Below are 25,492 nucleotides of genomic sequence, written 5' to 3' on the forward strand. Positions count from 1 at the left end.
TCCCTCCCGGCACGGGGAGGATAACAAGCACCGCACTCACCGCGTCACCCCCACCCGCTGAATCTCCCACTCCAACTCGACTCCGCTCTTCGACTTCACCCGCTTGCGCACCTCTTCCCCCAGCGCCTCGATCTCGGCGCTCGTGGCGGTGCCGGTGTTGATGAGGAAGTTGGTGTGCTTCTCCGACACCTGCGCGCCGCCCAGCGTCAGGCCACGGCAGCCCGCGGCATCGACCAGCGCCCAGGCCTTCTCGCCCGGCGGATTCCTGAAGGTGGAGCCGCCGGTCTTGGTGCGCAGCGGCTGCGACGCCTCGCGCGCGGCGGCGATGCGGTCCATTTCGGCCTGGATCGCCGCGGGTTCGGCGGGCTGGCCGCGGAAGGTCGCCGAAACGACGACCGCGCCATCAGGCAGATTGCTGTGGCGATAGGTGTAGCCGAGATCGGCGTTCGAAAGCGTCACCCGCTCGCCCGAGCGGAGCACCACCTCGGCCTCGACCAGCACGTCCTTCACTTCGCGTCCGTACGCGCCGCCGTTCATGCGGACGAAGCCGCCGACGGTGCCGGGGATCGAGCGCAGGAACTCCACCCCGCCGATGCCGGCGTCGCGCGCGGTCGAGGAAACGAGGATGCCGCTCGCCCCGCCGCCGCACTTGAGCGTCGTCGCATCGAGCCGCTCCACCACCGCGAACGGCTTGCCCAGCCGCACGACGACGCCCGGCACGCCGCCGTCGCGGACGATCAGGTTCGAGCCGAGGCCGAGCGGCATTACCGGCACCGCCGGATCGAGCGCGGCGAGGAAGGCCGACAGGTCCTCGACATCGGCGGGTTCGAACAGCCATTCCGCCGCGCCGCCCGCCTTGAACCAGACGAGCGGGGCAAGCGGCGCGCCGGCGGTCAGCCGGCCGCGCACCGCGGGTAGCGGCAGGACGAGCGTCGTCGTCACCGCTTCCCGCTCCAGAACTGCATCCACGCCTGCCACGCGGCGAGGTTGGCCTCGGCGGCCTTGGCGGTCGCTTCCTGTGCGGCGATCAACGGCTCGGCCGCCTCGATCGCCTTGCGCCCCGCCTCGACCTGCGCGCGCTGGGCGCGCAGGATCTCGCGCTGCATCTCGATCGCGGTGGAGAACCAGTCGCTCATGCGCGCTGCGCCTCGATCGCGCCGGCGAGTCCCGCCGCCCATTTGGTGATGTCGCCTGCACCCAGGCAGATCACCTGATCGCCCGCGCGCACCTCGCCCGCCAGCGCCGCGGCAAGCGCGTCGGCGCCGCCGATCGCTTGGGCCGAGCGGTGGCCGCGCTGGCGGATGCGGTCGGCCAGGGCCTCGGCATCCACGCCCTCGACCGGCGCCTCGCCCGCGGCATAGACGGGGGCGACATAGACGATGTCGGCGTCGTTGAACGCCTGTGCGAACTCGTCCATCAGATTGCCGAGCCGGCTGTAACGGTGCGGCTGGACCACGGCGATCACGCGCCCATTCCCGCTCTCGCGCGCGCCGGCGAGCACCGCGCGGATCTCGACCGGGTGATGGCCGTAGTCGTCGATGATCGTCGCGCCCGCGACTTCGCCGACGCGGGTGAAGCGCCGCTTGACGCCGGTGAACGCGCCGAAGCCCTTTTCGATCGTCGCATCGTCGATGCCGAGTTCGAGCGCAACGGCGATCGCCGCCAGCGCGTTCTGGACGTTGTGCCGGCCGGGCATAGGGAGTTCGATATTCTCGATCGAACGGACCGAGCCGTCGCGGTGCCGAACGATCGCCTCGAACCGGTTGCCGCCCGGATGCGGCGTCACGTTGACGCCGCGCACATCGGATTGCGCCGAAAAGCCATAGGTGACGATCCGCCGGTCGCGCACGCGCGGAATGATCGCCTGTACCTCCGGATGGTCGAGGCAGAGGATCGCCGCGCCGTAGAAGGGCACATTCTCGACGAACTCGACAAAGGCGTCCTTCACCCGCTCGAACGAACCGTAATGGTCGAGATGCTCGGGATCGATGTTGGTGACGATCGCATAGGTGCCGTCGAGGCGCAGGAAGCTCCCGTCGCTCTCGTCGGCCTCGACCACCATCCAGTCGCTCTCGCCGAGACGCGCGTTCGAGCCGTAGCTGTTGATGATGCCGCCGTTGATGACCGTAGGATCGACGCCGCCGGCATCGAGGATCGCGGCGACCATGCTGGTCGTCGTCGTCTTGCCGTGGGTGCCCGCGACCGCGATCGTCGACTTGAGGCGCATCAGCTCGGCGAGCATCTCGGCGCGGCGGACGACGGGGATGCGCGCTGAAAGCGCCGCCTCGACCTCCGGGTTGCCGCGCTGGATCGCGGTCGAGGTGACGACGACCGCCACCCCTTCCACATTCGCCGCGTCATGGCCGATCGTCACGGGGATGCCGCGCGCGCGCAGCCCCTCGACCACATAGCCCTCGGCCACGTCGCTGCCCTGCACGCGGTAGCCGAGATTGTGCATCACCTCGGCAATGCCCGACATGCCGATGCCGCCGATTCCGACGAAGTGGATCGTGCCGATGTCGGTTGCGACGCCCTTCATGCCGGCACCGCCAGCGGACGCGGCGCGTCACGGTCGAGGAGCGAGGGCGCGTCGATATGCTCGACCAGATCGGCGAGCGCGGCGGCGGCGCGGGGTCGTCCGCACTGCTTCGCGCGCACGGCGGCGTTGGCCAGGGCCTGGGGTTCGAGGCCGAGCTTCTGCATCTGCTTGGCGAGTTCCTGTGCGGTGAAGGCGCCCTGCGCGATCGTGCGGGCGCCGCCCGCCAGCGTGATCTCGCGCGCATTGGCGGTCTGGTGGTCGTCGGTGGCGCTGGGCAGCGGCACGAGGATGGCGGGGCGGCCCGCGGCGGTCAATTCGGCGATGGTCGAGGCGCCGGCGCGCGCGATCACGACATGCGCCCAGGCCAGCCGCTCGGGCAGGTCGGGCAGATAGGTCGCGATCTCGGCCGGGATGCCATGCTCGGCATAGCGCTGGCGCACGCCGTCGATATCTTCGGGCCGCGCCTGATGCGTGACCTGAAGCCGGGCGCGGAAATGCGGGGGAAGGAGCGCGAGGCCATCGGGCACCACGTCGCTCAGAATGCTCGCCCCCTGGCTGCCGCCGGTCACGAGGACGCGGAAGATGCCGTCCTCATCGAGCTCGGGATAGGGCCGGTCGCGCAACTCGAGCACCGCGTCGCGGACGGGGTTGCCGATCAGATGAACCTTGCGTTCGTGCGCGGGCTTCAGCCGCTCGACCTCGGCATAGCTGGTGGCGATCGCGTCGACACGCCCCGCGACCAGCCGGTTGACGCGGCCGAGCACGGCGTTCTGCTCATGGACGATCGTCGGGATCTTCAATTTGAACGCCGCCGCGAGCGCCGGGAATGCGGGATAGCCGCCAAAGCCGATCACGGCGGCGGGCTTGAAGCTGCGATAGAGTTCGATCGCCATCGACCGGCCGGCGAGCATCTTGCGCCCCGCGCGCAACCAGCCGAGCGGCCCGCCCGACAGGCGCCCGGCGGGCAGGACATGCGCCTGCACCCCGTCGAACAGACCGGGGAAGCGTACCCCGCGCTCGTCGCTGACCAGCGCGACGTGATGACCGCGGCGCATCAGTTCGGCCGCCAGCGCGGCGGCGGGGACCATGTGCCCACCGGTACCACCGGCGGCGAGGACGTAATGGCGCGGAATGCTCACGGGCAGATCAACCTGACGCTGAAGGATGGTCGCTCCCGATAAGGGTTCGCGCGCACGAAGGCGAGCCGCACGTCGCTCATGGCAGCGCCTCAACGAGCGCAGCGAAGGCGTTGCCGCGCGCGGCATAGTCGGCGAACTGGTCGAACGAGGCGCAGGCGGGAGAGAGCAACACCGTCTCGCCAGGCCGGGCGGCGGCGGCGGCGCGCGTGACCGCGGTTTCGAGCGTGCCGCAGCTCGTCACCGGAAAGGCTTCATCGACAAGCAGCCGCTCGAACAGCGGCCCCGCCTCGCCGATCGTGTAGGCAGCGACGATATGGGGAAAGCCAGGGCGACACGCCTCGAGGCTGTCGGACTTCGCGACCCCGCCGAGGATCCAGTGCACGCGGTCGAAGGCGCGGAGGGCGGGCGCGACCGACTCCGGATTGGTCGCCTTCGAATCGTCGACGAAGCGGACACCCTGCTTCACCGCAACGGTGCGGGTGCGGTGCGGCAGCCCGTCGAAGCTCGCAAGACCGGCGTCGATCGCTGCGTTGCTCACCCCCAGCGCCTCGCACGCGGCGATCGCGGCGAGTGCGTTCTGGGCGTTGTGCGGACCTTGCAGCGCGGGCCAGCGCGACTGGTCCATGCAGATGCCGGGGGCGATCTTCGTCACGTCCTCGGCGCGGCCCGCGCGGGCGAGCTGCCTGGCGATGCCGGACGAAGCCTCGTCGCCGATGCCGATGATCGCGGCGTGCCCCGCCGACTGCATCGCGAAGAGTCGCGCCTTGCTGGCGGCATAGGCGTCGAACCCGTCATAGCGGTCGAGATGGTCGGGGGTGATGTTGAGCAGCACCGCGACTTCGCAGTCGAGGCTCTGCGTCAGGTCGATCTGGTAGCTCGACAGTTCGAGGACATAGACGCCGCCGTCGGGCAGCGGGTCCTGGCCGAGGATCGGCAGACCGATGTTGCCGCCCATCAGCGTCGGCGTACCCGAGGTTTGCAGGATGTGGTGGATCAGCGCGGTCGTGGTCGACTTGCCGTTGGTGCCGGTGATGCCGACGACCTTGTGCGGCGGCAGCCCGGCGCGCGCCTGTGCGAAGAGTTCGATGTCGCCGATGACTCGGACGCCTGCCGCCGCTGCCTGCGCGGCGATCGAGTGAGTGTTGAGCGGCACGCCGGGGGAGACGACGACGCCCGCGAAGCCGGTGAGGTCGGCGTCCTCGATCAGCTGAATCGTCGCGCCTTCGACCGCTTCACGCTTTGCCGCGTCAGAGTCCCACGCAATAACCTCGGCCCCACTCGCGATCAGCGCGGCGACCGTCGCCGCTCCCGACCGCGCAAGGCCGAGAACCGCGAAGCGCTTGCCGGCCCAGGCGGTCGAGCCGATCACCGCAGCTTCAAGGTCGACAGGCCGGCGAGCGCCAGCACGAGGCTGATGATCCAGAAGCGGATGACGACCGTCGGTTCCGACCAGCCCAGCTGCTCGAAATGGTGGTGGATCGGGGCCATGCGGAACACACGCTTGCCGGTGCGCTTGTAGAAGAAGACCTGGATGATGACGCTCATCGCCTCCATCACGAAGAGGCCGCCGATGATGCCGAGCACGATCTCGTGATGCGCCGTCACCGCGATCGCGCCCAATGCGCCGCCGAGCGCGAGGCTGCCGGTATCCCCCATGAACACCGCCGCCGGCGGCGCGTTGAACCAGAGGAACGCGAGCCCCGCCCCCGCGATCGCGCCGCAGAAAATGGCAAGGTCGCCCGCGCGCGGCACGTGCGGGATGCCGAGATAGTTCGAATAGATCGCGTTGCCGGCGAGATAGACGATGACCATGAACGCCACGCTGGCGATGATGACCGGCATCGTCGCCAAGCCGTCCAGCCCGTCGGTCAGGTTCACCGCATTGCCGAACGCGACGATCGTGAACGCCGCGAACACGATGTAGAAGTATCCGAGATCGACCGAAAAGCTCGAGAAAAAGGGGACGTAGAGCATCGTCCCGTTCTGCTGCGTGATGATAAACCCGGCGATGCCCGCGATCGCGAACTCGGCGAGCAGGCGCACCCGGCCGGAGACACCCGCGGTCGAGGCCTTTCGCACCTTGTCATAATCGTCGAGGAACCCGATCAGCCCGAAGCCCAAGGTCACGAACAGGCAGGCCCAGACGAACGGATTGGTCAGGTCCATCCAGATCAGGATCGACAGCGTCATCGCCGTCAGGATCATGAGGCCGCCCATCGTCGGCGTGCCGCGCTTGGCGAGATGGCTCTGCGGGCCGTCGGCGCGGATCGGCTGACCCTTGCCCTGGCGGATGCGCAGCCAGCCGATAAACTTCGGCCCGATGATCAGGCCGATGACGAGCGCCGTCGCCACCGCGCCGCCGGTGCGGAAGGACAGATAGCGCACGACGTTCAGGACGCCGGGAAAGCCCAGATATTCGGCGATCAGGTAGAGCATGTTTGCCTGGTCCGGGTAAGCGCAGCGACGACTGCCGACAGGCCCACCCCGTTCGATCCCTTGACGAGCACCGCGTCCCCCGCGGCCAGCACCGCTTCCAGCGCCTCGCCCGCATCGGCGGCGCGGGGCACATGCACGAAGGGCACGCGCCCCTCAAGCACCCTTGCGAGGGGGGTCATGCCGTCGCCCACCAGCACGGCGTATTCGACACCCGCTTCGGCGATGGGGCGCGCCAGCGCCGCGTGATAGGCGGCGCTCTCCTGCCCCAGTTCGCGCATCTCGCCGAGCACGGCGATCCGGCGCGCCGCGGGGGTCGCCGCCAGCACCTTGAGCGTGGCGCGCATCGAGGCGGGGTTGGCGTTGTAGCTCTCGTCGATCAGCCGCGCGGTGCCCTCGCCCACCGCCACGTCGACCTGCGCCCCGCGCCCGGCAAGGCCGCCGAGCTCGGCCAGCGCCAGTCCCGCCTGCGCGAGGTCACCGCCTGCGGCATCGACCGCCGCCAGCACCGCCATCGCGTTGGCGACCCAATGCGCGCCGGGTTGGCTGAGCGTGAAACTCAATTCGCGCGCGCCCACCTTGGCGACGACGAAGCTGCCGGTCGCTGCCGGCATGACTTCGATCGCACGGACATCGGCGCCCTCGTTCAGGCCGAAGGTGACGACCCGCCCTGCATAAGGCCGCGCCGCCCCGACCAAGCGGTCGCGATAAGGGCTGTCAAAGGGCACGACCGCGGTGCCGCCGGGCTCGAGCCCCTGGAAGATCTCGCCCTTGGCATCGGCGATCGCCTCGACCGAGGGGAAGAACTCGGTGTGCGCGGGGGCGATCGTGGTGACGATGGCGATGTGCGGGCGGACGATCCGGGTCAGCGCGGCGAGTTCGCCCGCATGGTTCATACCCATTTCGAAAACGCCGAAACGCGTCCCGCGCGGCATCCGGGCTAGGCTCAAAGGCACGCCGGTATGGTTGTTGTAGCTCTTGACCGACTTGTGCGCCTCGCCCGGCTCGATCCGGTTGAGGGCTGCGTGGAGCGCCTCCTTGGTGCCGGTCTTGCCCGCCGATCCGGTGACGCCGATGATCTTGGCCGCGCTGCGCGCGCGGCTGGCGCGGGCGAGCGCTTCGAGCGCGGCGGTGGTGTCGGCGACGCGGACGTGCGGGTGGTTGGTGGGCTGCGACACGATCGCGCCGGCCGCCCCCTGCACGAACGCCTGATCGACGAAGCGGTGGCCGTCGGTGCTCTCACCCGTCAACGCAACGAACAGGTCGCCCGGCCCCACCTCGCGCGAATCGAACGCAACGCCCGTCACCGCAAAGCCGCCGTGAACCACGCCGTTCGTCGCCGCCGCGATTTCCGCCGCGGTCCAGAGCGTCACGCCGCGCACTCCCGCGCGACCGTCACATCGTCGAACGGCAGCACGAGGTCGCCGACGATCTGGCCCTGCTCGTGCCCCTTGCCGGCGATCAGGACGATGTCGGCCGGGCCCGCCTGGCCGATCGCTGCGCGGATCGCCTCCCGGCGGTCGCCGATCTCGGTTGCGCCGGGGGCACCCTTCAGCACCTCGCGGCGGATCGCGGCGGCATCCTCGGTCCGAGGATTGTCGTCGGTGACAATGACGAGGTCGGCGCCGCGTGCTGCCGCCTCGCCCATCGGCTCGCGCTTGCCGGTATCGCGGTCGCCGCCCGCGCCGAACACGACGATCAGCCGTCCCTCGGCATGGGGCTTCAAGGCCGCGATCGCCGCCTCGAGCGCGTCTGGCGTATGAGCATAGTCGACATAGACCGGCGCGCCCGACGCTGCGATCGCCGCGCGCTCAAGCCGCCCGCGCACGGGCTGAAGCCGCGCAAGGCCGGACAGCGTCGCGGCCACTTCGCCGCCGGTGGCGATGACGAGGCCCGCGGCGACAAGCGCATTGGCGGCCTGATAGGCACCGATCAGCGGCAGCTTGACGACGTGGCGTGCGCCCTCCGCCTCGATCGTCAGCGTCTGGCCAAGCAGGCTCGGCTCGCGCTTCATAAGGCGCAGCGTGTCGCCATGTTCGCCCACGGTGATGAGGCGGTTGCCGCGCATCCGGGCGAGATCGATCACCCGCTCCGAATGCGGATCGTCGACCCACACGACCGCGGTGCCGTCGGGATCGAGCACCTCGGAGAAGAGCCTGAGCTTGGCGGTGAAATATTCCGCCATGTCCTTGTGATAGTCGAGGTGATCGCGGCTGAGGTTGGTGAACGCCGCCGCCCGCACCGGCAGCCCCTGCGTCCGGTACTGCGACAGGCCGTGGCTCGACGCCTCGAACGCCAGATGCGTCACCCCTTCGCGCGCGAGGCCCGCGACGTTCGACAGGAAGGTGACGACGTCGGGGGTGGTGAGGCCGGTCGAGACCCGCTCGTCGGCGGTGGTGACGCCCAGCGTGCCGATCGAGGCGGCGTGATGCCCCGCCATCCGCCACAATTGACGCGTCATCTCGACGGTCGAGGTCTTGCCGTTGGTGCCCGTCACCGCCGTCGTTACCGACGGGAACGGCGCGAAGAAGCGCGCGGCGAGGTCGGCGAAGCAGGCGCGCGGATTGTCGGCGGCGACATGGACCGCGCCCTCGACGCGCACCTGCGGCCGCGCGACGACCGCGATGGCGCCCGCGGCGACCGCCGCCTCGACGAAATCCTCGCCATTGACGCGCATGCCCGGAAACGCGCCGAAGACGGTGCCCGGCGCCACCTTTCGATGGTCGATCGCGAAGCCCGTGACGACGCCCTCGTCGCCCGTCTCGATCAGCTGGCCCAGCCGCATCAGTGCGCCTTCGCCCCCGCGCCGCGCCAGATCAGCGGCATCAGCCCGCTCACGTCGACGTCGCGGTCGAGTTCGGGGACGACGCCCAGGATCGGGCCGGTGCGCGAGATGACGCGGCTGACCACCGGTGCGGCGGTCCAGGCGGCGGTGGTCAGGCCGAAGCTTTCGGCATTCCCCTTGGGCGAGTCGAGCATGACGACCACCACATAGCGCGGCGCGTCCATCGGGAAAGCCGCCGCGAAGGTCGAGACGTTGATCTTCTTGCTGTAGCCGCCGGCGCCCGGCTTCTCGCCGGTACCGGTCTTGCCGCCGACACGATAGCCCGCCGCCTCGCCCTTGCGACCTGTCCCCTCGAGCACGATCAGGCGCATCATCGCGCGCATCTTGGCGCTCGTCGCCTCGCTGAAGACGCGGCGACCCTTGGCGGCCTGGCCCGGCTCGACCTTGCGCAGTGTCGCCGGGCGCCACACGCCGCCATTGACCAGCGCGGCATAGGCGCTGGCGAGGTGCAGCGGCGTCACCGCGATGCCGTGACCGTAGGCCGTGGTCAGCGTCGTCGCCCGGCCCCAGTTGCGCGGCCAAAGCGGGCGCGCCTTCTCGATCTCGATATCGGGCGGGGTATCGAAGCCCACTTTCCGGAACAGATGCTCCATGCGCGCCTGCCCCATTTCGTCGGCGATCCGCGCGGTGGCGATGTTCGAGGAGTAGATCAGCAGTTCGGGCATGTTGAGCCAGCGGCGCTGGGCATGGTCGTCGCGAATCTGGAAGCGGCCGATCGGCAGCGGCGCGGTCGCATCGACGCGGCGCGCGATGTCCGGCACGACGCCGCTGTCGATCGCCTCGGCCACGGTGATGGGCTTGAACACCGAGCCGAGCTCGTAGACCGACTGCGTCACGTTGTTCATCAGGCCGGCGCCGCCCCGCGTCAGCTTGTTGGGATTGAAGCTCGGCAGCGACGCCATCGCGCGCACCTCGCCGGTCGCCACGTCGAGGATGACGCCCGCCGCGCCCGCCGCCTGGAACGCCGCCATCGACCGGCCGAGCTCGCTCTCGAGCGCGCCCTGCACGCGCAGGTCGATCGACAGCGCCACGGGCCGCCCGCGTAGCGCCGGGTTGGTCAGCTCGGCATCGAGCACCTTTTCCATGCCCGAAATACCGCGCCCGTCGAAATCGAGGCTGCCGAGGGTGTGCGCCGCCAGCGTCGTCTGCGGATAGAGCCGCTCGGGCTCGCGCGCGAAGGCGATGCCGGGCTCGCCGAGCGCGTTGACCGCGTTGACCAGCTCGGGCAGCGCGCGGCGGCGCAGATAGGTGAAGGACGAGCCTGAGTTGAGCGCTTTGTGGTACCAGGCGGCATCATGCTCGGGCATCAGCGCGGCGAGCTGGTCGGCGAGCTGGAGCTTGTCGCCGATCACCTTGGACGGATGGACACCGATCGACCAGGCGTCGATCGTGCGCGCCAACGCGGTACCGTTGCGATCGACGATATCGCCGCGGATCGGCACCAGCGCGGCGGCGGCGTCGCGGCCTGAAACCGGCTGGGCAAAGACCGCGAGCATCGCCAGCCGTCCGGCAATGAGCAGGATCGCCGCCGCGAACAGCAGCAGCATCACCATCAGCCGTGCCTGCGCCAGCTGGACAAGCGCCTGCTGGCCGCCCGGCTTGCGATAGGCCGGGGTTCCGGGGGCGACCAGGACGATCAACGTTTGACCGTGCGTTCGGCGCGCGCGCCGCGGGCCAGGTCACCGAGCGTCGAATCGCTGAGCAGGGCATTGTCGAGCATTGCCACCGCCTGTGCCTTGCGGACGGGCTTGGCGGGCTTGGGCGCGGCGATCGCGCGCGTGGGGCTGGCCGGCGCGGCGGCGGCGAGTGCGACGGGCGCCGGCGCCTGACGCGTCGGGACGACCGGTGCGGGAGCGACTGGCGCGGCAGGCCTCGGCGCTGCGACAGGCACGACCGGCTGCGGCGGCGGCGACGCCTGGGCGTACCCTGCGGGGACGATGTAGCTCGCCGGGCGGACCGCGCCCTCACCCGCGGGGGCGAAGTGGAGCTGCGCCAGCGCCTCCTCGCTCGCGACATACTGGTCGGGCCGCGGCGCGGCGAGCGCGAGCACGTCGCCGTTCCACCGCTCGAGCTGCGCAAGGTTGGCGCGCGTCTGAAACTCGGTCTCGAGGTCGCGGATGTCGCGGCGTGCGGCGAGGATCGAGCGCTCGAGGCTCTCGACCCGCGCCCGCTCGGCCGCGACCCAGCTCGACACCAGATAACAGGGCGGCGCGACGAGCACGCCGCAGACGAACCAGCCGAAGCCCTTCAACCGCTTGGTCGCCATCATTGCCCTCCATTGGCGGACCAGGCCGGGGCCGCGGTCCGCTTCGCTACGCGCAAGGTCGCCGAGCGCGCGCGCGGGTTGCGCGCAAGCTCGGCCTCGCCCGGACGCACGGCGCGCGCGGGCGGTTCGAAACTGGGTGCCCGCGGCGCGGCGGCCGCGGGGCGATGGCGCGAACCGGCGGGCTCGCCGCCCGAGCGTTCGCGCAGGAAGCGCTTGACCAGCCGGTCCTCAAGGCTGTGGAAGGTCACCACCGCCAAGCGCCCGCCGGGCTTCAGCGTCCGCTCGGCCGCGGCCAGCCCCTCGGCCAGCTCGTCGAGCTCGGCATTGAGGTGGATGCGGATCGCCTGGAAGGTGCGGGTCGCCGGATCCTTCTTGTCGTGCGGACGATGGCCGAGCGCGCGGCGCACCACCGCCGCCAGCTCGCCCGTCCGGGTGATCGGCCGCGCCTCGACGATCGCGCGGGCAACGCGGCGCGATCGCGGCTCCTCGCCATAGCGATAGAGGATATCGGCGATCAGCCCTTCGTCGGCGGTGTTGACGAAGTCGGCCGCGCTCTCACCCGACTGGCTCATCCGCATGTCGAGCGGACCGTCGGCCTGGAACGAGAACCCGCGCTCGGCCCGGTCGAGCTGCATCGAGGAGACGCCGATGTCCATGACGACGCCGTCCACTGGACCGGCGAGGTCGAGCGCCGAGAACGGCGACTCGATCAGCCGCAGCCGGCCTTCGCTCGACTCGACCAGCCCCTGCCCTTCGCGGATCGCGTCGGGATCGCGGTCGAAGGCGATCACGCTCGCCCCCGCCGCCAGCATCGCGCGGGTATAGCCGCCTGCGCCGAAGGTCGCGTCGAGATGCGTCTCGCCGGGCACGATGGCGAGACCCTCGATCACTTCGTCCAGCAGGACGGGGATGTGCGGGGCGGCGGTCACAGCGTCACCTTCTTCGCCGCGGCATAGTGGCGGCAGCGGTCCTTGAGATCGTCGTCGTCGATGTCGGCGGCGACCAGTTGCTCGGGCGACCAGATCTGGAACGTGTCGCTGTCGCCGACGAAGAACGCCCATTTGCCGATGCCCGCGCGGTCGCGCTCATAGCTCGGGATCACGAAGCGGCCATTGGCGTCGTAGGTCGCCTTCTCGGCGCGCAAGCCGCGGCGCTCGGCCGCCTCGTCAAAGGGCCGCCCCTCGGCCTTGGCGGCGCGCGCGAGGTTGTTCAGCCGGTCATTGAGCTCCTGCGCCCAGCCCGCATCATAGCAGACGAGGCAGGGCAGCGTCGGATGACGGGTGATGAGGACCTGCTTCGCCGGTGAATTGGCGTCCAGCGTCTCGCGCAGGTCGGCAGGGATCGCGACGCGACCCTTGTCGTCGACCGACTGCAGCGAAAAGCCGTGAAAGAGGTCCCTGTTCGACACGCACATCCCTTTGGGCGGCGCACGAACCCGGTCGTTCCGGAAACCAACCCAATGGCCCCGGTCGATCCCGAACGACGAAAAGGAGTGTGCCCCCTGCAATGTTAGTAACAGAGCGGCCGTTCGCGTTCAATCCACTTACCCCCATTTGACCCCAATTTTCCCCACAATCATCTATGTTTGTGGTTTGTTCCGGAAAATTGTGGGTCGATCCCCCGTGGATGCGCACACGTGGCAGCGATCGGCCGGACGGACAGAAAGTTAAGACGCATAGCCGCGCATCCATTCGGGCGCGACGAAAGGCGGATGGACCTCACATACCGGCCTCCGTCTGGTGCGGCTTTCACGAGCCACGATACTGGCTCCGATCGATCGCGCCTTGCAAAGCCGGGCCGATCCGCCGCCAGACAGGCGAACGTCGCTGCGCGCCCGATTCGGACTTATGCTTTCCGCACCATCCGGCCCCGATCAGGGCGTCGGCGCACCGGGATTCGGCGGCTGCTCGACCACCGTCACGTTGACCGGATCGGCGACCGACTTGCTCGGCGCGACACCGAGTTCGGCGAGCGGCTCGTCGACGATCGCGGCTTCGGCGGCGGGACTTGGCGGGGCGCCCGTCAGGTTGGCGACGACCTCGGGCCGTGCGGCGCCCGCGGCCTCGACAGGCGCGTCGCGATCGACCGCACTGAAGATCGCACCGGCGATGCCGATCAGCAGCACAACGGCGGCAAGTCCGGTCAGCGCCACGCGAAGCCGCTGCATCGTCTGCTGGGGATCTGGAGGTTGCGACCGCATCTTTGCGCTTAAGCTAGCGCCTGTTCGGCAGCTTGTCGACATGCCGGCCCGGTCCATCGCGCGTTGCGTCTGCCGTCGGCAGGCGTCATGACCGGCCGATGCCCGCCCCCTTCCCCGCTCGCGCCTATGCCATGCTGGGCGTGGTCATGCTGCTGTGGGCGGGCAACTCAATCGTCGGCCGGGCGATCCGCGACGACGTCGCGCCGCTGACGCTCGCCTTGCTGCGCTGGAGCGGCGCGCTGGCGATCGTCCTGCCATTCGCCTGGGCTTCGCTGCGCAAGGACCGCGCCGCCATCGCCGTGCATTGGCGGATGCTGCTCCTGCTCGGCCTGCTCGGCGTCGCCGCGTTCAACGCGCTCCTCTATTCGGGGCTTGCCACGACGACGGCGAGCAACGCGCTGCTGCTGCAAGCGGGGGTGCCCGCCTTGGTGCTGATCGTCGATCGGCTGGGCTTCGGCATCCGCGCAAAGCCGATCGAGATGCTGGCCGTCGCGATCGGCAGCGCGGGCGTGGCCCTGATCGTGTTTCGGGCCGACCTCAAGGCGCTCCTGGCCTTCCACCTCAACCCGGGCGATGCCATGATCCTGGCGAGCGTCGCGGTATGGGCGCTCTACACCTCGCTCTTGCGCCGACGCCCGCCGATCGCGCCGGCGAGCTTCCTCGCCATCACCTTCGCGATCGGCGTCGCAGCGATGCTGCCGGCCGCCGCGACCGAATGGGCGGCCGGGCGCGGCATCGAGTGGTCGTCGCGGGCATGGATGGGGGTCGGCTATGTCGCAGTCTTCCCCTCGACGATCGCTTATGCGCTCTACAACCGGGCGGTGACGATGGTCGGGCCGGCGAGTGCGGGGCGGACGATCGCGCTCCTCCCGCTGTTCGGCGCGCTGCTGGCAGCGTTGCTGCTGGGCGAGACGCTGCATCCCCATCATGCGATCGGCATGGCGCTGATCCTCGCGGGAATCGCGCTGCCGCTCGCGCGGCGCTGACGAATCAACGCTGCGCTGCGGCGAAAGGCCGGGAGGCAGGTTGAAGCGTTAACCATTTCGCCATAGCGTCGCCAACGATGTTCACGCGGGGGCGGGATCGATCGATGATGCTTGAGATTGCCGTGTTTCTCTATGGGCTGTGTGCGGGTCTGGTACTGATGATCGCGACCAGAAACCGGCGCGAGGCGCGCCCCAATCCGGCCGTCGTCACCGCCATGGGCTGGGGCTTGATGTCGATGTCTTCGGTGCTGGCGCTCCTCCTCGCGACGGTCGCGCTGGCGATGGCGCTCGGCGCGCAGGGTCCGTTGCTCGAAGCGCTTGCCGCCGCCTGATCGCCGCCGGGCGGTTGATTACTGGACAGCCATTTCAGTTGCGCTATGAAACGGGTCATGGCGCTTCCTTCTCTCTTCGACCGTCTTCGGCTGCCGATCGTCGCCAGCCCGATGTTCATCGTCTCCGGGCCGGAGCTGGTCATTGCACAGTGCAAGGCGGGGATCGTCGGCTCGTTCCCTTCGCTCAATGCCCGGCCGCAGAGTCTCTTCGACGAGTGGCTCCACCGCATCACCGAGGAACTCGCCGCCTGGGATCGCGATCATCCGGAGGCGCCCTCGGCCCCGTTCGCGGTCAACCAGATCGTTCACAAGTCGAACGATCGGCTCGCGGCCGATCTCGAAACCTGCGCCAAGTGGCGCGTTCCGATCGTCATCACGTCGCTCGGCGCGCGTGAGGAGCTCAACACAGCGGTTCACGCGTGGGGCGGCATCACCCTTCACGACGTGATCGATGACCGCTTCGCGCACAAGGCGGTGGAGAAGGGCGCCGACGGCCTGATCCTCGTCACCGCGGGCGCGGGCGGCCATGCCGGGCGGCTCAACCCCTTTGCCTTCGTCCAAGAAGTGCGCGACTGGTTCGAGGGGCCGGTGCTCCTCTCGGGCGCGATCGCCAATGGCGGCGCGGTGCTGGCGGCCCAGGCGGCGGGCGCTGACCTCGCCTATATCGGTTCGCCCTTCATCGCGACGGTCGAGGCGAATGCCGAGCCCGCCTACAAGCAGGGGATCGTCGAAGGGCGGGCGGCCGACATCGTCTATACCAACCTGTTTACCGGCGTGCACGGCAACTACCTGCGCGCCTCGATCGAGGCCGCCGGGCTCGATCCCGACAACCTGCCGCAAAGCGATCCCAGCGCGATGAACTTCGGGTCGGGCGGCGGCAGCAAGGCCAAGGCGTGGCGCGACATCTGGGGGTCGGGTCAGGGCATCGGCGCGGTGCGCGTGGTCGAAAGCGTCGCGGACCGGGTGAACCGCCTCGCCGCCGAATATGCCGCGGCGAAAGCCCGCCTCCTCGCCTGAGCAACAAAGTGTCGTTTACGCGGCGTTTAGCATCCGCTGGCATGGTGTCGGCATGGGGTGCGGGAAGATCTGGCTGGCGGCGCTGCTCGGCGTGCTCGCGGCAATGCTGCCGGGCGCGGCGCGTGCGCAGGCGGGGCTGACCGGCCAGCCCGTTTCGGTCTGCGTCGCGCCGGTCCAACCCGGCGAGCGCTTCGCCGACCTGATCGCCGGTCGCATCGATCTCGACTGCGAGCAGCGACAGACCCGCTACGGCAGCGGCGACTTCTGGGCGGCGAGCGGCGCCCTCTCGCTCGATCTGTCCCACCGCCAGATGCTGCTCCGCACCGCCAGCCTCTGGCAGCAGCGCGTGACCATCGGCATCGTTCATGCCGACGGCCGGATCGACTGGCTGCGCGCCGACGCGCGCGACCTCACCCGCCGCATCCAGCTCGGCGCCATCGTCGAGTTCGCGCTGCCCTCCGCAAGCGCGCCGGTCACGCGGATCGTCTGGCGGATCGACGGCGCGGCCAACCGGCGCGGCATCCTCAACGGCGTCCATGTCGCCAGCGAGCGCGAGAGCGATCGCTCGAACCTCTATATGGGCATGATCTACGCCGCGTTCGCCGGACTTTCGATCGCGCTCCTGATCTTCAACTTCGCGCTGTGGCGCGCGCTGAAGCACCCGTTCCAGCTCGCCTATTGCCTGATGCTGGGCCTGCTCCTCGCCTATGCGCTGTCGAGCTCGGGGCTGCTTGCCTGGGCAGTGCCCTCGATCGACAACAACAATCGGCTGCGCATCAACTACATGATGCTTGCTGCCTCGGCGGGCGCGGCGCTGCTGTTCGCACGTACCTATTTCGAGGCGCGCGTGTTCGAGGGCGGCCTGGGACGGATCGTCGATGCGGTCATCACCGCGATGTTCGCGGTGGGGATCGGCGTCGCGCTGTTCGCGGGACGATGGATGATCGAGCTCGACCTTCTCTTCTCGATCACCTGCGGGTCGCTGATCGCGGTGATCCCCGCGATCGTCTGGCGCGCCTTTGCGAGGCGCAGCCGTTTCATCTGGATGTTCGCGCTCGCCTGGACCACCCCTGTGGTCGTGGCGGCGCTGCGCATCGCGCAGGCGATCAATCTCGTGCCGTGGAGCTTCTGGCTCGACAATTCGACGCTGATCGCGATGGCGGTCGAGGCGCTGCTGTCGAGCCTTGCGATCGCCTATCGCATCCGGCTGTTGTCCGCCGAACGCGACCGCGCGGTCGAGCAGGCGGCGGTTGACCGACTGCTGGCCGCGACCGATCCGCTGACGTCGCTTCTCAATCGCCGCGCCTTCCTCGGCCAGGCGATCGGCCGGCCGGGGCGCCAGCAGCTGATCCTTCTCGACATCGACCATTTCAAGCTGGTCAACGAAACGCTCGGCCATGACGGGGGCGACGAGGTGTTGCGCGTCGTCGCGCGCGTGCTGCGCCAAACGGCGCCCGCCGGGGCGCTGGTGGCGCGGCTGGGGGGCGAGGAGTTCGCGCTGGTGGCCGATGCCGCCGCGCCGGTCGATCCCGGCGTGTTGCTCGGGCGCCTGCGCGCGACGCGGATGCCGTTCGACTATGCCGTCACTGCCAGCATCGGCGCCTGTTTCGGCCCGCTTGGGAGCGAGCCCGACTGGAAGCGCCTGTACCAGATTGCCGACCGCGCACTGTTCGATGCCAAGGCGAGCGGGCGCGACCGCGCGCGTATCATCGAGGGGCTCGCCGCCGTCGCCTGACTGCGCTATGGACTCCGCGCAACGATCGACGGAGCCCAAGTCCAGATGCAGCGCCGCCGCCTTGGCCTTTGCCTCGCGATCATCGCCTTCGCTGCGCTCGTGGCGATCAAGCCGCCCGTTGGCTATCTGCGGCTGTCGTTCGATACCGCGACCGAAAGCGGCGCCCCGCAGGTCGAGGCCGCGGTCGAGATCGGCGCGGTCGCCGTCACCATCCTGTTCCAGCAGGCCGAGCGCCGCCTGCGCTGAAACATATTGTTGCTGCCGGCGGCGGCCAGGTTGACGCGAACGTCAACCTGCTTACACTCGTGTAAATGATAAAAGACGGAGAGGTCTGGCGGCGGCAATATCGCCATCCGGGCGAGTGGGAACGCGCCTTCGCGCCCGAGACGATGATCGCGCTGTTCGAGGCGTCGGCGGCCGCGCACGGTCCCCGCCCGCTGATCGATTTCCTAGGCCGCAAGTTCAGCTACGCCGAAACGCTCGACGGCGCCAATCGCGTCGCCTGCGGACTTGCAGAATTGGGCTATGGCCCCGGCGACCGGATCGGGCTGTTCCTGCCCAACGTGCCGCATTATCTCGCCGCCTATTACGGCATCCTCAAGCTGGGTGCGACGGCGGTCAATTTCTCGCCGCTCTACACCGTTGACGAACTGGCGCATCAGGTCGCCGATTCGGGAACGCGCCTGCTCTTCACCCTGTCGGCGACGGCGCTCCTGCCCACCGCGCTCAAGGTGCTCGACAAGAGCGCGCTCGAGCGGCTGGTGGTCGGTTCGGTCGCGGGTGCCCTCCCCGCCACCAAGTCGGTGCTCTATCGCTGGTTCAAGGCCAAGGAGATCGCCGAAAAGCCGGACGATCCGCGCATCCTGGCCTTCTCGAAGCTGATCGCCAACAAGGGCGCGTGTTCGACCCCGCCGCTCGATCCCGAGCGGGACCTGGCGCTCATCCAGTATACTGGCGGCACGACCGGCGTGCCCAAGGGTGCGATGCTGAGCCACCAGAACCTGTCCGCCAATGCGCGGCAGGTGGCGCTGCTCGACCCCGAGTTGGGGCAGACGACCGACCGCATCCTCGGCGCGCTGCCGATGTTCCACGTCTTCGCCAATACCTGCGTCCTCAACCGCACGGTGCTCACGGGCGGCGAGATCGTCCTCCTGCCCCGCTTCGATGCGGGCCAGGTGCTGGCGGCAATAGAGCGGACCAAGGCAACCGCGCTGCCCGGCGTGCCGACGATGTACCGCGCCCTCCTCGACCATCCGAAGCTGGCGCAGACCGACCTCTCTTCCTTGCGCATCTGCATCTCGGGCGGCGCGCCGCTGCCCGCCGAGCTCAAGGAGAAGTTCGAGGCGGCGACCGGCGCGACGCTGATCGAGGGCTATGGCCTGTCCGAAAGCTCAGGCGTCGTCTCCGCCAACCCCTATGAGGCTGAAGGGAAGTCTGGAACGATCGGCCAGCCGCTCGCTGCGACGCGCGTGAAGCTCGTCGACAAGGAGGACGCTTCCCGCCCCGCACCCGAGGACGAACCGGGCGAGATCGTCGTCGCCGGGCCGCAGATCATGTGCGGCTATTGGCAACGCCCCGATGCCGATGCGGAGGTGTTCGTGACCGACGCGGCGGGCACGCGCTGGCTGCGCACCGGCGATGTCGGGACGATCGACGAGGACGGCTTCATCCGCATCGTCGATCGCCTCAAGGACATGATCGCAGTCGGCGGCTTCAAGGTTTTCCCGAGCCAGATCGAGGCGATCCTGTATCACCATCCCGCGGTGCGCGAGGCGCTGGTGATCGGCATGCCCGACGCCTATCGCGGCGAGGTGCCGCGCGCATATGTGACGCTGGAGGCCGAGAGCGAAGCGACCGGCGAGGCGATCCGCGACTGGCTCAACCCTCAACTCGGCAAGCACGAGCGGGTGGACGAAGTCGTCGTGCGCCTGGCGCTGCCGAAGACGATGATCGGCAAGCTGAGCCGCAAGGACCTGGTGAAGGAAGTGATGGCGGAGGCCTGACCTGCACCTTTACGCCGGGCCCGACCCGGGGCGGCGAGCCAAGACCTCAATCCCCTTGCGGTTGCGGCAACAGCAGCGCCAGCAGGATCATTCGGCATTCGGCGTCCATCTCGCCGTCGATCATCTCGGGACGGAAGCGGCGCTGGAAGGCGCGGATCGCAGCGCACGGGTCGCTGACGTCATAGCCGAAGCGTTCGAGCGCGAGGAGGAAGCTCGCCTCGTTCCAATGCGGGTCCATGAGGCCCCGGGTCGGGCGCGGCAGCGCGAGGCGCAGGCGCGAAAGCTTCCACCAGGGAAACAGCTCGCCCGGATCCTTCTTGCGCGTCGGCGCGATGTCCGAATGGCCGACGACGTTGCCACGCGTGATCGAGTAGCGGTCCTTGATCGCCGCGACGAGGCGGATGACGGCATTGACCTGTGCCTCGGGAAAGTCGCGATAGCCGAACTCGTGGCCGGGATTGACGATCTCGATCCCGATCGAGGCCGAATTGACGTCGGTGACCCCGCGCCAGTGCGAGCGGCCGGCATGCCAGGCGCGCTTGTCCTCATCGACCAGCGCAAAGACGGTGCCGTCTTCCTCGACCAGATAATGCGCCGACACCTTCGCCTCGGGATCGCAGAGGCGGGCAAGCGCCGCCGCGCCCGTCTCCATGCCGGTGTAATGGAGCACGATCATGCTGATCGGCAGCGCGCGGTCGTCGAAATTGGGCGAAGGCGCTTGGGCCGGCTGCATCCGCGTTGATTGCGGCGCGCGCGGCCGCGACGCAAGCCCCTCAGGCGTAGCGACGCGGGCGGTCGGAAATGGCGTAGAAGCCGCGCCACTGGCGGCTGGGCTCGAGCCGGTCGGTCTGGCCGATCACCGTCTCCCCCGCCCCAAGCACCAGCATGCCGCCGGGGCGCAGCGCGCAGGCGAGCGCATCGAGCACGCGCGCACGCGTCGGTCCGCCGAAATAGAGGAGGACGTTGCGACAGAGGATGACGTCGAATTTGCCCGGCAGTACCGGGTCGCTTGCCAGGTTCTGACGGCGATAGCGAATGCGATCGACCAGCTCGGGCTTACCCACCCAATCCTCGCCGACGGGATCGAACCACTGCATCAGCCGGCGGATCGGCAGTCCGCGCTGCACCTCGAACTGTGAATAGCGGCCCGATCGTGCGCGAGCGAGCGCCGCGCCCGACACGTCGGTCGCCTGAATGTCGGGCATGGGGCCGCCGCGCTCGGCAAACAGCATCGCAAGGCTGAGCGGTTCCTGCCCCGCCGAGCAGCCCGCCGACCAGATGCGCGGCCGTCCGCCCTCGCTCGCCATCGACGACGCCGCCTCGACCACCTGTTCGAGCACGCCGGCGTCGCGGAAGAAGCTCGTTTCCTGGTTAAGGAGCGCCTCGACCACCGCGTCGGCAAGGTTGGGGTCGCGCGCGCCGAGCAGCGCCCCTACCAGCGCGTCGAAATCGGCAAGCCCACGCTCACGCAATAAAGGCTTCAGCGTTGCATCGAGCCGCCAGGCGCGATTGGCGGCGAGTTGCTGGCCCGTCCGCTGTTCGAGGAGCGCGGCGATGATGCCGGTCGCACCGACGCGAGGCGCACTGGCGGGCAATGGGCGGAGCGTCATCGCCCACCCTCGAACCGATGGGCGATCGCTCGGCCGATCGCCTCGGGCGGCAACACTGCCTGGGCGAGGCCCGCGGCGACGACTGCGCCCGGCATCCCCCAGACGACCGAACTTTCCTGATCCTGCGCGACGAGCGTGCCTCCGGCCTTTACGATTCGCTCCGCCCCCGCCGCGCCGTCACGGCCCATCCCGCTCAGCATCACGGCAAAGGCATCGGCCCCGAAGCAGGCGGCGACGCTGGCGAACATCGGATCGACCGAGGGCATGCAGCCGCTCGCCGACTTCTCGCGATCGAGGCGGAGGACATGGCCGTCGGTCATCGGGCCGCAAACAAGGTGCCCGTCGCCGGGCGCGACATAGACCTGCCCGCCGCGAAGCCGCATCCGATCCTCCGCGACCAGGCACGGGCGCCCGGCGAGCTTCGCCACCTGCGCCGCGAAATAGGGCATGAAGGACGCTGGCAGATGCTGGGTGATGAGGATCGGGGCAGTGCATGCGGCGCCGAGTTCGCCCAGCAGCCGGCCGAGCGAATGGATGCCACCGGTCGAGGCGCCGATCGCCACGATGCGCGGCGCGTCGCGGCGCGTGCCGAGGCTCGGCGCCGCCCGCTCGGCCGGTGCCCCGGGGCGATGATCTTCGGTGAGCCGCTCAACGCGCTCCGCGAGCAACTGGGCGAAGCGGCCGGCGAGCACGCCAGCGCCCGGCTTGACCAGCGTGTCGGCGGCGCCGAGCGCCAGCGCGCGCACGCTCGCCTCGGCCCCGGGCGCGCTCGTCGAGGAGACAATCAACACGCGCGCGCCCTGACCGGCCCGCAGGATGTCGGGCAGCGCGGCGAGGCCGTTCTGCCCCGGCATCTCGATATCGAGAAGGATGACGTTCACCCGCTCGCGCGCGAGCAGGTCGAGTGCGGCACGCGCATCGCCCGCCTCGATCACGTCGCAGCCGCTTCCCTCGAGGATGCGGCGGAGCACCGCACGCGCGACGATCGAATCGTCGACGATCAGCACCCGCCGCCGCGGCGCCTCGGCCCTGTCTTGCGCAAGCGAGGTCGCCACCGGCGTTGCTCCCGTCAGGCCATGCCGACGATCTGGAGCTTCGACTGCAGCGTCTCGCGGTCGAAGGGCTTCATGACATATTCGTCGGCCCCCGCCTCGATCGCCGCGCGGATATAGGCGATGCCGTTCTCGGTCGTGCAGAACACGACCTTGGGCTTGGCCGACAGGCTCGCCTCGCGCAGCGCGCGCAGAAAGTCCATGCCGCTCATCACCGGCATATTCCAGTCGAGCAGCACCACGTCGGGGGGCGAGGCAAGGCAGGCGTCGAGGGCCTCGCGGCCGTCCGCGGCCTCGCGCACCTCGAACGAGAGCCCTTCGAGGATATGACGGGCAACCTTGCGGATGACCTTCGAATCGTCGACTACCAGACACGATTTCATGCAACGCTTACCTTGTTTTTCCGCGACCCTTCGGACCTTCGCACACGGAGCGTAAGCACCGCGTTAATTGCATCGGGAATGGAGGTTGCCGGGCACCAGCGCCGCCAGATCGATGACCAGCGCCGCCTCTCCTGCCGGCTCGACCAGTGCAGAGGCGGCATCCGCCCAGTGGCCCGACAGCGCGATGCCCGGATCGAGCGGCTGGGCAGCAAGTTCCGCCACGTCGTCGAGCGCATCGACGACGAACGCATAATGATGTCCCTCGATCGCCGAGACGATCGCCCGGCGCGGGGGCGCCGCCGATGCCTCGCCCGTCAGCGTGCCGGCGGTGTCGATCACCGTGACGATGCGGCTGCGAAGCGTCGCGAGGCCAAGCACGTGGCGCGCGGCGAGCGGTGCGGGCGTGACCTCGCCCAGATCGACGACCGATTCGACCGAGCGCGAGGCGACGGCGACCGCCTGGCCCGCGATCCTCGCAACGAGGAAGAGTTCGCTCACCGGCGTTGCTCCAGACGGGCGCCGACCGCGGCGAGAAGGCCCGCCCGGTCATAGCGATGGATGGCGTCGCCGCAGCGCGCGGCGGCGGGATCGGTGACGAGGCGGACGATCGCGGCGCCCGCCGGCGCGGGCAGGTCGCCCGCCGCATCGAGACGGATGACGACATCGGCCGTTTCACCCTCGCCCAGCCGCGCCGCGACGCGCCAGCCGGCACCGCGCAGCATCGGCGCGAGGAAGGTCGCCATCCAGCCGCCCTCGCCCTCGTCGAGCAGCGCCAGCGGCTTGCGCTCGGCAGCGGCGACATCGGCATGGCCGGCGAGCAGCCAAAGCGGATCGACCAGCTCGACCGGGTCGTCGCCCATCAGCGCCACGCCGGCGATCGCGCCGGGCTCGGCCGGTGCGGCAAGATCCGCGGGCAGGCGGACGATATCGCTCGCCTCGGCGATGGCATAGGCGACCTCGGTTGATCCGTCGCGCAGCCGCAACGCCGCAAACGCGCCCTCGGGCAGCTCGCCAAGCGCCGCGAGCGGGATGAGCGCGCCGTCGAGCAGCAGCCGCAGCCGCCCGCCCGCACGATGCAGTTGATGCGCCGCGACCGGCTCGATCCGGTCGATCGCACCGAGCGGCAGCGCACGAAGCACGCCGTCGAGGTCGCGAAAGGTGAGCACCTCAATTCCGGGCGTCTCGCCGACCTCCTCAACCTTGGCGACCGCGGCCTCGCGCCGGAAGTTCACGCCCGCGCGGTGAGCGACGCCGGCGCAGTCGATCAGCAGCATCGGGCGGCCGCTGTCGGGCAGCGCCTGTCCGGCGTAGATGCCCGCGCTCATCACCGGCGGAGCGGCGGGCTTGGTAACGAGCTCCTCATGGTCGAGCACGTCGTCGACGCCGATCACCAGCGCGCCCGGTCCGACATTGGCGATGACGAGCATCGATGGATGCCGGCCCTGCGCGGGCACGCCGAGCAGGGCGGCGAGCGAAACCATCGGTAGCCGCCGGCCGCGGATCATCGCCACCCGCTGCCCGCCAAGCGTGTCGAGCTCGACGCCCGCGGCATGCGCGGCGACGATCTCCTCGATCACGCCGCGCGGAATGGCGAAGCGGTGGCCGGCGACGGCGACGATGATCGTCGACAGGATCGACAGGGTGAGCGGCACGTGGATGGCGACGCGCAGGCCGCGGCCGGGGGTCGAATCGAGCTCGATCCGGCCGCCGATGCCGTCGATCGCCGCGCGGACCACGTCCATGCCGACGCCGCGGCCCGACACGGCGGTTACGCCGTCCTTGGTGCTGAGTCCGGGTTCGAACACCAGTTCCAGCTTGTCGCGTTCGGGCAGCGCGCGCAGCACGCGCTCGTCGCGGCCCGCGGTGACCAGCTTGGCGATGACGCGGTCGGTATCGATGCCGTGGCCGTCGTCGGTCACCTCGACCACGATCTGGTTGCCCGCCTGCCGCGCGGCGACGGTCAGGCGGCCGATCTCGGGCTTGCCTGCGGCGAGACGGGTGGCAGCGTCCTCGATCCCGTGGTCGATCGAATTGCGGATGATGTGGACCAGGGGGTCGCGCATCACCTCGATCATCTCGCGGTCGAGCTCGACATCGCTGCCCTCGATCTCGAGGACGACGCGCTTGTCCACCGACGCGGCGGTATCGCGGACGAGGCGCGGGAGCGCAGAGAAGAGCGCGTCGATCTTCTGCATCCGCGTGCGTGTGACAGTGTCGCGCATCTCGGCGACAGTCGCCGACAGGCGCTCGAGCGCCGCCTCGGCACTCGGATCGACCTCGCCCGCACGCAGGCGGCGGGCCAGTTCGTTGCGAGCGAGCACCATGTCGGACATGCCGCTCATCATCCGGTCGAGCAGGTCGACACCCAGCCGCACGCTGCGCATCGGCGCGCGCGCGGCGACAGGGCTGGCGGGGGCGGCAGGTGTTTCGAGGACAGGCGCGGCGCTGCCGTCGAGCGCGGCGATCAACAGGTCCTCGCCCCCGTCGTCGAGCGGCGTGCCGCGGTCCATCGCATCGACGATCTCGGAAATGCGGTCGACGATCGCGAGTACCGCGTCGACCAGCGCACGGTCGGGCACGCGCTTGCCGTCGCGGACTTCGGCGAGCGCATCCTCGGCGGCGTGGGCCAGGCGTTCGAGGCGCGGCAGGTCAAGGAATCCGCAGCTGCCCTTTACCGTGTGGACGAAGCGAAAGATGCCGTCGAGGCGGCCGCGATCGCCGGGGGCGGCTTCCCACGCGACAATCTCGCCGGCGAGCGCCTCGGCGGTCTCGCGCGTCTCTGCGATAAATTCCTGCAACAGGTCGTCCATGGTCCCCCGCCCGTACCGGCGGCGCGACCCTGGCGCGGTTCAGGTTAAGGCGGGGTTAGAGACGTTCGGGAAATCGGCCAAGCGCGAGTTCGAGCGCGGAATCAGCGATCCGCCACGATCTTCCCGTCACTCCAGACTTGAT

25 protein-coding genes are annotated in these 25,492 nt (G+C 69.6%); 6 read left to right on the forward strand and 19 right to left on the reverse strand.

Annotated elements, in window-relative coordinates; all coding sequences use genetic code 11:
* Positions 1–36: 36 nt before the first annotated feature.
* From murB to COC42_RS04820, 13 genes are all read right to left on the reverse strand, one after another.
* Positions 37–942, reverse strand: coding sequence for a UDP-N-acetylmuramate dehydrogenase (murB, locus tag COC42_RS04765; protein ID WP_096342076.1), 906 nt, complete (start codon positions 940–942; stop codon positions 37–39).
* The gene (locus COC42_RS04770; RefSeq protein WP_245843844.1) at positions 939–1,136 is read right to left on the reverse strand and encodes a hypothetical protein; all 198 of its coding nucleotides are present in this window, start codon (positions 1,134–1,136) and stop codon (positions 939–941) included. The genes murB and COC42_RS04770 overlap by 4 nt, the downstream gene beginning before the upstream one ends.
* Complete coding sequence (gene murC / locus COC42_RS04775; RefSeq protein ID WP_096342078.1) at positions 1,133–2,539, reverse strand: UDP-N-acetylmuramate--L-alanine ligase; 1,407 nt, start codon at positions 2,537–2,539, stop codon at positions 1,133–1,135. Before murC ends, COC42_RS04770 begins: the two co-directional genes overlap by 4 nt.
* A complete protein-coding gene (gene murG, locus COC42_RS04780) occupies positions 2,536–3,678 on the reverse strand; it encodes an undecaprenyldiphospho-muramoylpentapeptide beta-N-acetylglucosaminyltransferase (protein WP_096342079.1) in 1,143 nt (380 codons plus the stop codon). The genes murC and murG overlap by 4 nt, the downstream gene beginning before the upstream one ends.
* A 76-nt stretch (positions 3,679–3,754) precedes the next feature.
* Positions 3,755–5,047, reverse strand: a complete 1,293-nt coding sequence (murD, locus tag COC42_RS04785; protein ID WP_096342080.1) for a UDP-N-acetylmuramoyl-L-alanine--D-glutamate ligase — start codon at positions 5,045–5,047, stop codon at positions 3,755–3,757.
* Entirely contained in the window at positions 5,044–6,114 is a 1,071-nt protein-coding gene (mraY, locus tag COC42_RS04790) for a phospho-N-acetylmuramoyl-pentapeptide-transferase (protein ID WP_096342081.1), read from the reverse strand. The genes murD and mraY overlap by 4 nt, the downstream gene beginning before the upstream one ends.
* Positions 6,102–7,484, reverse strand: a complete 1,383-nt coding sequence (locus COC42_RS04795) for a UDP-N-acetylmuramoyl-tripeptide--D-alanyl-D-alanine ligase (protein ID WP_096343099.1) — start codon at positions 7,482–7,484, stop codon at positions 6,102–6,104. The genes mraY and COC42_RS04795 overlap by 13 nt, the downstream gene beginning before the upstream one ends.
* Positions 7,481–8,896, reverse strand: coding sequence for a UDP-N-acetylmuramoyl-L-alanyl-D-glutamate--2,6-diaminopimelate ligase (locus COC42_RS04800; RefSeq protein ID WP_096342082.1), 1,416 nt, complete (start codon positions 8,894–8,896; stop codon positions 7,481–7,483). Before COC42_RS04800 ends, COC42_RS04795 begins: the two co-directional genes overlap by 4 nt.
* The gene (locus COC42_RS04805; protein WP_096342083.1) at positions 8,896–10,596 is read right to left on the reverse strand and encodes a peptidoglycan D,D-transpeptidase FtsI family protein; all 1,701 of its coding nucleotides are present in this window, start codon (positions 10,594–10,596) and stop codon (positions 8,896–8,898) included. The genes COC42_RS04800 and COC42_RS04805 overlap by 1 nt, the downstream gene beginning before the upstream one ends.
* Complete coding sequence (locus COC42_RS04810; RefSeq protein ID WP_245843845.1) at positions 10,593–11,222, reverse strand: hypothetical protein; 630 nt, start codon at positions 11,220–11,222, stop codon at positions 10,593–10,595. The genes COC42_RS04805 and COC42_RS04810 overlap by 4 nt, the downstream gene beginning before the upstream one ends.
* On the reverse strand, positions 11,222–12,151 hold the full coding sequence (rsmH, locus tag COC42_RS04815) for a 16S rRNA (cytosine(1402)-N(4))-methyltransferase RsmH (protein WP_245843846.1): 930 nt from the start codon (positions 12,149–12,151) through the stop codon (positions 11,222–11,224). Before rsmH ends, COC42_RS04810 begins: the two co-directional genes overlap by 1 nt.
* A complete protein-coding gene (locus tag COC42_RS17850; protein WP_245843848.1) occupies positions 12,148–12,630 on the reverse strand; it encodes a division/cell wall cluster transcriptional repressor MraZ in 483 nt (160 codons plus the stop codon). The genes rsmH and COC42_RS17850 overlap by 4 nt, the downstream gene beginning before the upstream one ends.
* 465 nt (positions 12,631–13,095) lie before the next feature.
* Positions 13,096–13,422: a hypothetical protein gene (locus COC42_RS04820; RefSeq protein WP_176484557.1), complete on the reverse strand. Its 327-nt coding sequence runs from the start codon at positions 13,420–13,422 to the stop codon at positions 13,096–13,098.
* Positions 13,423–13,520: 98 nt separating this feature from the next.
* On the opposite strand from COC42_RS04820, the gene COC42_RS04825 reads away from it, so the two are divergent.
* The 6 genes from COC42_RS04825 to COC42_RS04850 all read left to right on the forward strand — a co-directional run bounded on the left by COC42_RS04825 (position 13,521) and on the right by COC42_RS04850 (position 19,495).
* A complete protein-coding gene (locus COC42_RS04825; protein ID WP_096342086.1) occupies positions 13,521–14,408 on the forward strand; it encodes a DMT family transporter in 888 nt (295 codons plus the stop codon).
* Positions 14,409–14,515: 107 nt separating this feature from the next.
* Positions 14,516–14,740 carry a hypothetical protein gene (locus tag COC42_RS04830; RefSeq protein ID WP_096343100.1) on the forward strand — a complete coding sequence of 75 codons (225 nt, stop codon included), beginning with the start codon at positions 14,516–14,518 and terminating at the stop codon, positions 14,738–14,740.
* A gap of 57 nt (positions 14,741–14,797) precedes the next feature.
* Positions 14,798–15,757, forward strand: coding sequence for an NAD(P)H-dependent flavin oxidoreductase (locus tag COC42_RS04835; RefSeq protein WP_096342087.1), 960 nt, complete (start codon positions 14,798–14,800; stop codon positions 15,755–15,757).
* 52 nt (positions 15,758–15,809) lie between these two features.
* Positions 15,810–17,492, forward strand: coding sequence for a GGDEF domain-containing protein (locus COC42_RS04840; protein WP_245843850.1), 1,683 nt, complete (start codon positions 15,810–15,812; stop codon positions 17,490–17,492).
* 45 nt (positions 17,493–17,537) lie between these two features.
* Positions 17,538–17,738, forward strand: coding sequence for a hypothetical protein (locus COC42_RS04845; protein ID WP_096342088.1), 201 nt, complete (start codon positions 17,538–17,540; stop codon positions 17,736–17,738).
* 65 nt (positions 17,739–17,803) lie between these two features.
* Complete coding sequence (locus COC42_RS04850) at positions 17,804–19,495, forward strand: long-chain-fatty-acid--CoA ligase (protein WP_096342089.1); 1,692 nt, start codon at positions 17,804–17,806, stop codon at positions 19,493–19,495.
* A gap of 46 nt (positions 19,496–19,541) precedes the next feature.
* Here the strand turns inward: COC42_RS04850 and COC42_RS04855 are convergent, their stop codons facing one another.
* The 6 genes from COC42_RS04855 to COC42_RS04880 form a co-directional block, all read right to left on the reverse strand.
* Complete coding sequence (locus COC42_RS04855; RefSeq protein WP_096342090.1) at positions 19,542–20,228, reverse strand: N-acetylmuramoyl-L-alanine amidase; 687 nt, start codon at positions 20,226–20,228, stop codon at positions 19,542–19,544.
* Between the two features lie 40 nt (positions 20,229–20,268).
* The gene (locus tag COC42_RS04860; RefSeq protein WP_096342091.1) at positions 20,269–21,105 is read right to left on the reverse strand and encodes a CheR family methyltransferase; all 837 of its coding nucleotides are present in this window, start codon (positions 21,103–21,105) and stop codon (positions 20,269–20,271) included.
* Positions 21,102–22,160 carry a chemotaxis protein CheB gene (locus COC42_RS04865; RefSeq protein ID WP_245843852.1) on the reverse strand — a complete coding sequence of 353 codons (1,059 nt, stop codon included), beginning with the start codon at positions 22,158–22,160 and terminating at the stop codon, positions 21,102–21,104. The genes COC42_RS04860 and COC42_RS04865 overlap by 4 nt, the downstream gene beginning before the upstream one ends.
* Before the next feature lie 14 nt (positions 22,161–22,174).
* Complete coding sequence (locus COC42_RS04870; protein WP_096342092.1) at positions 22,175–22,540, reverse strand: response regulator; 366 nt, start codon at positions 22,538–22,540, stop codon at positions 22,175–22,177.
* A 63-nt stretch (positions 22,541–22,603) separates the two neighbouring features.
* The gene (locus COC42_RS04875) at positions 22,604–23,038 is read right to left on the reverse strand and encodes a chemotaxis protein CheW (RefSeq protein WP_096342093.1); all 435 of its coding nucleotides are present in this window, start codon (positions 23,036–23,038) and stop codon (positions 22,604–22,606) included.
* The gene (locus COC42_RS04880; protein WP_096342094.1) at positions 23,035–25,350 is read right to left on the reverse strand and encodes a chemotaxis protein CheA; all 2,316 of its coding nucleotides are present in this window, start codon (positions 25,348–25,350) and stop codon (positions 23,035–23,037) included. The genes COC42_RS04875 and COC42_RS04880 overlap by 4 nt, the downstream gene beginning before the upstream one ends.
* Positions 25,351–25,492: the final 142 nt, after the last annotated feature.

This window comes from Sphingomonas spermidinifaciens, from assembly GCF_002351485.1.
In the GTDB taxonomy this organism is placed as follows: domain Bacteria; phylum Pseudomonadota; class Alphaproteobacteria; order Sphingomonadales; family Sphingomonadaceae; genus Sphingomonas; species Sphingomonas spermidinifaciens.